The 5246-nt window shown below is 37.1% G+C and carries 3 protein-coding genes and 2 pseudogenes; 2 read left to right on the top strand and 3 right to left on the bottom strand.

Going from position 1 to position 5246, the window contains the following annotated elements:
* Positions 1-11: 11 nt before the first annotated feature.
* Together ADJ83_RS16730 and ADJ83_RS16725 are read right to left on the bottom strand one after the other, a co-directional pair.
* Positions 12-338: pseudogene (locus tag ADJ83_RS16730) on the bottom strand (transposase); the annotation flags it as partial.
* 100 nt (positions 339-438) lie between these two features.
* Positions 439-1344, bottom strand: a complete 906-nt coding sequence (locus ADJ83_RS16725) for a DMT family transporter (RefSeq protein WP_031536468.1) — start codon at positions 1342-1344, stop codon at positions 439-441.
* 109 nt (positions 1345-1453) lie between these two features.
* On the opposite strand from ADJ83_RS16725, the gene ADJ83_RS16720 reads away from it, so the two are divergent.
* Positions 1454-2890 carry a PLP-dependent aminotransferase family protein gene (locus tag ADJ83_RS16720; RefSeq protein WP_031536467.1) on the top strand — a complete coding sequence of 479 codons (1437 nt, stop codon included), beginning with the start codon at positions 1454-1456 and terminating at the stop codon, positions 2888-2890.
* Positions 2891-2984: 94 nt separating this feature from the next.
* Here ADJ83_RS16720 and ADJ83_RS16715 read toward each other — a convergent pair whose 3' ends face one another.
* Positions 2985-4562 carry an FAD-dependent oxidoreductase gene (locus ADJ83_RS16715; protein ID WP_031536466.1) on the bottom strand — a complete coding sequence of 526 codons (1578 nt, stop codon included), beginning with the start codon at positions 4560-4562 and terminating at the stop codon, positions 2985-2987.
* A gap of 93 nt (positions 4563-4655) precedes the next feature.
* On the opposite strand from ADJ83_RS16715, the pseudogene ADJ83_RS25315 reads away from it, so the two are divergent.
* A pseudogene (locus ADJ83_RS25315) lies at positions 4656-4751 on the top strand (dihydropteridine reductase); the annotation flags it as partial.
* Positions 4752-5246 lie beyond the last annotated feature (495 nt).

Raw genomic sequence — 5246 nt, 5'->3', positions numbered from 1 at the left:
TGTTACAGCCCTTATGGCACGCACTTTCCTTTGATTTTGCGTAACCAAATGTTTGCGGATTTCCATAAAGCTGCTTTTAAATAGCGGCTAATTTGTAGATAACTTCGATCGCTATTCGTGTTCAACTGGGCCAATACGTTCAAACAGTATACAATCATTGCTATATACACTTGATTGTGTACAGCCTGTTCACTATGACCATAGAACTTTTTGATATTCAAATGTTGTTTCATCCATTTGAAAAAGAGTTCAATCGCCCAACGTGATTTATAGATTTCGGCGATTTCATCTGCACTTAAATCAAATCGATTCGTTAGTAAGGTTAGCTCTTTGCCTTTTGTATCAAGTAATTTCAGTCGACGTGAAGTGAGTGTCAGGCACCGTAAAAAGACAGTTGTCTTTTGATGGTGCCTGACACCATTTTTTGGCACCATTTTTTTAAGAGGATGCCATATTTTTGATTCCAATGAATTCTATGATTTTCCGAATGTTTATTAACACAAGACTACTTAATATTAGAAAAACTCCAATAAGCATGATTGGGTGGACATTTTCCTCATAGAAAAAATGGCCGATAGTTAAAGCGATTAGCGGTGATACATACAACCATGTCGAGGGAAGAAAGGCATTGGTCTTTGCCACTAGGTAGTAATAGATAGTGTGGCCAATCATTGATCCCGCAATTGTCAAGTAAACGATAGATAAAAAACTCGGGATTGTTAGTGCAGGTGCTGTTTCCCTTGTAAATAGGGATAGAAGTAGCAAGAATATTCCTCCATAAATCATTTGCACACCGTTCATGGCCATTGGACTTTCCTCTTTAAATGTGCCGATAATTTTTCCAGAATAAATCGTACCGACTGCATAGCCGATTTCACCTAGGAGGATAATTCCACATCCTAATATCCAACGGATGCTCCAATCGATTGTAAGTCCAGGCAGAAAAAGAAAGAAGACACCAATAAAACCTATTATTACTCCGCAAATGCTGGATAGATTCATCTTTATTCGTAAAAATGCAGTCTGAATTAGGATAATCATAATTGGTCCTGAAGCCGAAAGTACTGCTGCAATTCCTGAAGAAACAAATTGTTCTGCCCAATAAAGGCTAGCAAAGGTAATAAAGGTTAAAGAAAATCCTGTGAACATAAGTTCTTTGCGACACAGTAGTTTCCAGGATGTTCGTTTGCGTATAAGAAGAAAAAAATAAAGGATGGCACCTGCTGCTAAAAACCGTATTCCCGCAGATAGAAAGGGCGGAAAGCCTTCATCTATTCCTACCTTAATGGCCAAAAAAGTAGTTCCAAAAATAAAACACATGATACAATACATAATTACCGTCATCGTAATCCCTCCTGCAATTAATTGTAAAATAGGCTGGATAGACCAGATGGGATTATATAGACCAGATTTAAGCAAATGGTACAATAATAGAAGATGAGGAGGGATTATAATGGTTGTAAAATCAGAACATACTGCCTTATACAAGCAAGTTTATGAATATATACTGACACGTATTAAAACAGGAGAATGGGAAAAAGACAGAAAGCTTCCTTCCATAAGAGGTCTTGCAGATTTGCTAGGGGTTCATCGGTTGACAATCTTAAAAGCGTATCAACTTCTAAAGGAGGAAGGTCATGTCTACGCAAAAGATAAAACAGGCTATTATTGTAAAGATAGCAATTATTTAAGTGAAAAGGGAGAACAGCCTGCTATCCACTCCTATATTCAAAATAGCCATTTATCAGAAATTCATCGTGAGCAAACTTTTTATAAATTCTCTGCTGCAGTTATTGATCCAACATTATTGCCAAACAGATACCTTTCTCAACATGTTAAAGAGATATTTGATCGATACCCTCACTTGCTTGGGACTTATGCACCTGTAAAGGGAGATGATGAATTGATTGCAGGATTATCTGCCTATTTCCAAAAGTATGACAAACTGTACATAGAAGAAGACTCCATTATCGTTACATCTGGGGCACAGCAGGGTATTGATATTATTGCAAAGGTGTTTGTTCAGGGGCATGATTATGTGATGATTGAAAGTCCTACATACAGCGGAGCAATCGATATATTTGTGAATAGGGGAGCGAAACTCATTTCCCTCCCTATTACAGAATCAGGTTTTTGCCTAAAAGAAGTAGAATCGCTTATGAAAAAGTATAAACCAAAGCTTTTTTATACAAATCCAACCTATCACAACCCGACAGGTTATACCGTGCCAGCTGAACAAAGAAAGCAACTCGCAGATTTAGCGGAAAAATACCAATGCATTATTTTGGAAGATGATTCTTTTCATGAAATCTATTTCCACGAAACTCCTCCACTGCCAATATTTTCATATGATACAGGAGGGTATGTTATTTATTTACGCAGTTTCTGTAAATATATGGCGCCAGGATTGAGAATATGTGCAATGGTCGCCCATCCAAGCCTTGTCAAATGGCTCATTAAGGGAAAGGCGCTTGCGGATAATGGAACTCCCTTGCTTAATCAGAAAGCTTTTTTGTTTTACCTTACTTCGGATAGGGTCCGTATACATATGGAAAAACTAAGAATAGCATTGCAGTTAAGAAAAGAGCGAATGGAAGCAGCGCTCAAGAATCATTTTAAATGGGATAGCCCGGGTGGAGGATTAAATCTATGGGTTCGTATTGATGAAGAAATGGATAAAAGCTTATTGAAAAACAGAGCACTAGCAAGTTCTATTTCGTATGTACCAGGATCTATCTGCGACCCGCATGGAAGAGATATCCCATATATAAGGCTTAGTTATTCTTTCCTGAATGAACTAGAAATTAAGAATGGAATACGAGAGTTAATGAATATTTATGATTTTACAGCCAAAGAAATAAGGGGAAGAGGTGCTATTTCAGGGAGATAGAAAATGGATGTTTTCTCTAGCTATTTTACCTTTTTGTCGACAAACTAAAACAGCTAAACAATATTTAGCTGTTTTTTTTGCTTACTTAATTTACTTAATAACCAGAGTCTTCTGAGGTAAAATTATCTATCAGTTTATAATCATATTTTTGTAATGGCTTCTCGGCAGGTCCTTCCAGCACTTCCCCTGTATACGAGAATCTAGAACCATGGCACGGGCAATCCCAAGATCGTTCACCATTATTCCATTTCACTTCACACCCCATGTGAGTACAAGTTGTATCTACGATATGAAGCATACCCTCTTTATCTTTATAAGCCCCTTTTCTGTGCCCATCAATGTCAATAACAGCTCCCTCATCGTTGGCTAGATGATGGATACTCTTCTGAGGAATTTCTAATTTCCCTTTAATTAAATGACTAACAACGTTCGCATTTTCCGTTAAGAAGTTTTTCAGACTTGGATTCGGATGAAAACGGGAAGGAGAATATAATTCCTGGTACTTGTTCTTTTTTCCTAGTACGATATCTCGGAATAAAAGCGCAGCTGCGGTTCCATTTGTCATCCCCCATTTCCGATATCCACTAGCGATTAATATATTTTTTTGACCAGGGGTAATTTCGCCAATGTAAGGAATCTTATCCAGTGTAACTAAATCTTGAGCTGACCAACGGTATGTAATATTTTCAATGCCGAATACTTGTTGGCCGAAGGTCTCCAAGGCCTCGTAATGTTTGAGTGTTTCCCCTCCTTGTCCTGTTTTATGACTTTCCCCAGAAATAAGAATCATTTCTTCGCCATTGATTGTTGCATAGCGGAGAGACCTTTTCGGTTCATCGGCACTAATATACATACCACCTGGATATTCTGTTTTTATTTTAGCAGCAATAATATAGGAACGGTCTGCATGCATTCTTGTAGAGTAAAGTCCTGCTCCTTCATAAAAAGGGAAATGAGAACAGGCAAGAACGTATTTTCCTGTAATTCGAGCTCCTCCACGAGTAAGAACGATGGGGTGTTCGCCAGTCTCTATATCTACAGCTGTTGTATTTTCAAAGATGTATCCACCTTTTTCGGTAATTATTTTTGTAAGATGAGCCAAGTATTTAAGTGGATGGAATTGTGCTTGATTTTTCATAACAAGTGCATTAAATATTTCTAAATCGAAAGGGAGTTTATTTACGAGTTCGCCTTCAATAAGAAGCTCCTTATAGGCATCTGCCTCTTTTTCTAGTTTAAGTGCATATTCTTCTGTTGTGCTATAAACATAAGCATCTTGCTGAGTGAACTCACAATCAATTTGATGTTTATTGATCGTTTCTTGAACAAAGTTTAAAGCATCGGTGTTTGCCTCGTAGTATAATCTTGCCATCGTGTTCCCAGCATAGCGGATTAGTTCATCATAGATTAAATCATGCTGGGCAGTGATTTTAGCTGTGGTATGTCCTGTTGTCCCGTTCAGTAATTTGTCTGCTTCGATAATAGCAACTTTCAGCCCTTCATTCGCCAGCAGATAGGCGGAAGTAATGCCTGTAATGCCACCTCCTACAATAACGACATCAACTTGCATGTCATTCTCAAGGCGGGGGTACTCTGGTAAATGAGCCGTATTTATCCAATAAGATTCTGCGTTAGGGGGTAATTTTCCATTGTAATTAGTGTTGGTGGTCACTATATAAATCCTCCATCTAATAGGTTATACCGTTATTATTTCCATTTACTAGAAGGATGATACTTGCAAATAATGGAGTAAGGAGAATATACAATGCAAATATACTGGACAAAAATAAATAAGATTATTGAGGAAACGCTAGAGGTTAAAATATACCTACTTGACCGCCCGGAAGACTTTATATGGAAGGTTGTTGCCTGACACCATTTTTTTCTATTTTTCCCTTACTCACCATTTTCATCGTAACGACTTCCGTTACGCAAAGGAAAGAAGCTTAAAAGTAAATTAGGTATAGTATGTAGATAGGCAGTTGGTAACAAGAGATGAAAACATCAACAATCAGTATCTGGTAATCTAGATTAGCCTTTCATTTTTTTCTTCATCGCTCATTACCGAATGGACTTTTTATTTAACAAAGGGGATTAACTTGCAACAAATATAAAACGCTAACTTCTAAAGAGCTAAAATTTAGTTACGAGAGACTTAGGCACAATCCGTCAAAATGGTTAGTGAGAAATTTAAAATCTATTAATTGTGTATTGGAAATCATGTTATAGGGTTTGAATTTTCTCAGTCTATAATTGTTGGGATATTCTAATAGCATCAAAACATATTAATAAAAAAACTATAAAATAATTACAAAGAGGCTGGGACATAAGTATTTCAATCAACAACAAACACGAA

This window comes from Bacillus sp. 522_BSPC, assembly GCF_001076885.1.
GTDB classification, from domain to species: Bacteria; Bacillota; Bacilli; order Bacillales; family Cytobacillaceae; genus Niallia; species Niallia hominis.
This window is presented reverse-complemented; position numbering and strand designations above follow the sequence as displayed.

Bases quoted from the DNA above. Each gene is read 5' to 3' on its own strand.
- ADJ83_RS16725 (WP_031536468.1), bottom strand. From the start codon at position 1,344: ATGACGGTAATTATGTATTGTATCATGTGTTTTATTTTTGGAACTACT.
- ADJ83_RS16720 (WP_031536467.1), top strand. From the start codon at position 1,454: ATGGTTGTAAAATCAGAACATACTGCCTTATACAAGCAAGTTTATGAA.